Annotated in this window: 3 protein-coding genes; 1 reads left to right on the top strand and 2 read right to left on the bottom strand. The window is 42.6% G+C overall.

The genetic code is table 11. The features are described 5' to 3' along the window. Positions 1–296: Uma2 family endonuclease (locus PX484_RS03975; protein WP_288102930.1), on the bottom strand; the 296-nt coding region annotated here is incomplete at its 3' end. 191 nt (positions 297–487) lie between these two features. On the opposite strand from PX484_RS03975, the gene PX484_RS03970 reads away from it, so the two are divergent. Continuing rightward, a complete protein-coding gene (locus tag PX484_RS03970; RefSeq protein WP_002802166.1) occupies positions 488–2,083 on the top strand; it encodes an Hsp70 family protein in 1,596 nt (531 codons plus the stop codon). Positions 2,084–2,166: 83 nt separating this feature from the next. Here PX484_RS03970 and PX484_RS03965 read toward each other — a convergent pair whose 3' ends face one another. Continuing rightward, complete coding sequence (locus tag PX484_RS03965) at positions 2,167–2,298, bottom strand: hypothetical protein (RefSeq protein ID WP_002757361.1); 132 nt, start codon at positions 2,296–2,298, stop codon at positions 2,167–2,169. Between the last annotated feature and the right edge of the window lie 88 nt (positions 2,299–2,386).

Genomic DNA, 2,386 nt, shown 5'->3' with positions numbered 1-2,386 from the left:
GGAGAACGAATCGCCCCATTTGGTAGTATAAATCCAGTGGAAGAGTCAAACCCGACTCCTAAAGCTTCATTTTCTTCGCACCAGCGAAACAATTGTCCTGTTATACGAAAATTTCGCTGTCCTGATTCACCACCTGTCGGGGGATTCACGATTAATTCTCCTTGGGCTGTACGTTCTAATTTTAAGTCACGGTTGACCACCGCAAGGGCTTCAAACTGTTCAAGGGTGATAGAGAGAGCGATCGCCCTAGGAATTTCTAAGGAGAGGGTTTCGGGTGAGGTAGTAACTGCTAACATAATCCTTTGATCAGGTGCAACTCATATATACTATTAAAGATTATTTGTCAAGTTTTTGCTCAGACTTCTTGAGCTTACGCTGACCAAATTGCCTAGGTTTTTCGGAAACTTCCACCTCGATCGGGCGGGTTCAGTAAATAACAGGTTACAATGGCGGATAATTAACTAAATTTACCTAAAAACCATCGATCGTGTTCTACGCTATTGATTTCGGAACCAGTAATACCGTCATTACTCGTTGGAATGGGGCAACAAATAGGGCCGAAACCGTGAAATTATCGGAGTTATCCCAACAAATAGCCGACAATCCCCCCCTAATTCCCAGTTTACTCTATATTAAATCAGCCAATCCCCTGCAAGTAATTGCCGGTCAAGCAGTGCGCGATCGGGGTTTAGATATCGATCGAGATCCGCGTTTTTTTCGTCGCTTTAAACGAGGTATCGGCGCAAAAATTCAAGGATTTTTACCGGAATTAGAGGAAACTGTCCTCAGTTTCGAGGGGGTTGGCCAATGGTTTCTCGATAGCATCATCGACCACTTAAAAAACACCACCCCGGAAACCCCCCAATCGCTAGTTTTAACCGTTCCCGTCGATAGTTTTGAAAGTTACCGCAATTGGTTAAGCAATGTTTGTCAGGGTTGGGAAATCGAACAAATTAGACTAATTGATGAACCCACGGCCGCCGCTTTGGGCTATGGAACCACTGGGGATCAAGTGATTTTAGTGGTAGATTTTGGCGGTGGCACCCTCGATCTTTCTTTGGTACAATTAGATTTAGATAATCCTCAAAAAAATCAAGGTTTTATTCTCAAATGGGGAGAAAAACTTTTAGGCAATAATTCCGCCCAAAAAACTAAACTAGCGAGAGTTTTAGCCAAGGCGGGGACAAATTTAGGGGGGTCAGATATAGACGATTGGATTGTCGATTATTTTGCCCAAAAGCAATCTTTAGCGAAAACTTCCTTGACTACTCGTCTAGCAGAAAGATTAAAGATTAAACTTTCTTCCCAATTAACCGCCGAGGAAGTATATTTTGATGAGGAAAATTTCGAGAGTTACGAGTTAAGCTTAGATCGAGAACAATTGACCGATATTCTCCAACAACAAAACTTTTTTAATCAATTAGATGATTTAATGACGGGAGTTTTGCAACAGGGAAGACGCAATGGAATTGAAGTTAGCGATATCGATGCGGTGTTATTAGTCGGGGGAACCGTACAAATTCCGGCGGTAAAAGATTGGGTGCGACAGTATTTTGATAGTAGTAAAATTAAAGAGGATCGACCCTTTGAAGCGATCGCTTTGGGAGCGTTACAATTAGCCCAAGGTTATCAAGTCAAAGATTTTCTTTATCATAGCTACGGGATTCGTTACTGGAATCGTCGCAAAAATGCCCACGCTTGGCATCCGATTATTAACTCCGGACAACCCTATCCTATGGAAAAACCCGTGGAATTAGTCCTAGGTGCTTCCGTGGACAATCAACCCAGCATTGAGTTAATTATCGGCGAATTAGGCACAGAAAGGGGGGCAATGGAGGTCTATTTTGATGGTGATAAATTAATTACTCGTTCCCTCGGTAATGGAGAAACTAGCGTCCAACCCTTAAATGATCGCGAGGGGGCCCGATCAATCGCTAAACTCGATCCTTTAGGTTTTCGGGGTAAAGATCGCATTAAAGTGCAGTTCTGGATTGATGATCAGTGTTTTCTGCGGATTAATGTGGAAGATTTACTCAGTCAAGAATTGTTACTAAATAATCAAATCGTCACCAAATTAAGCTAGACTTGGCTTCAGTCAAAAATCAAGTGCAGACTCATAGTAAGTTTGCACTGATATTATCGCAGTATTCTGTTTTACCGGTGGCTTTATCGACTGTGATCGCGCACGGGGATCGGGATCAGTTCGGGTTCGGGTTCGGGTTCCGGACCAAAAACACTCTCAATCAGTTTGCGCGCCCATTCTCTCAACTTGTCTATCACTTCATCTAAATAGTCCATTGACCAAATGGCTCCTTTGAGATACTAGCTATGAGTTTTCGTCGATTGATCCCCGCAACAGCTTGATTCTAGAGAATTTTAACTAATT

Origin of the sequence: Microcystis sp. M49636_WE2, assembly GCF_030065375.1 — a bacterium.
Taxonomy (GTDB): domain Bacteria; phylum Cyanobacteriota; class Cyanobacteriia; order Cyanobacteriales; family Microcystaceae; genus Microcystis; species Microcystis aeruginosa_C.
This window is presented reverse-complemented; position numbering and strand designations above follow the sequence as displayed.

What these genes read in the sequence shown, in the direction of transcription:
- PX484_RS03965 (WP_002757361.1), bottom strand. Translation starts at nt 2,298, where the DNA reads ATGGACTATTTAGATGAAGTGATAGACAAGTTGAGAGAATGGGCGCGC.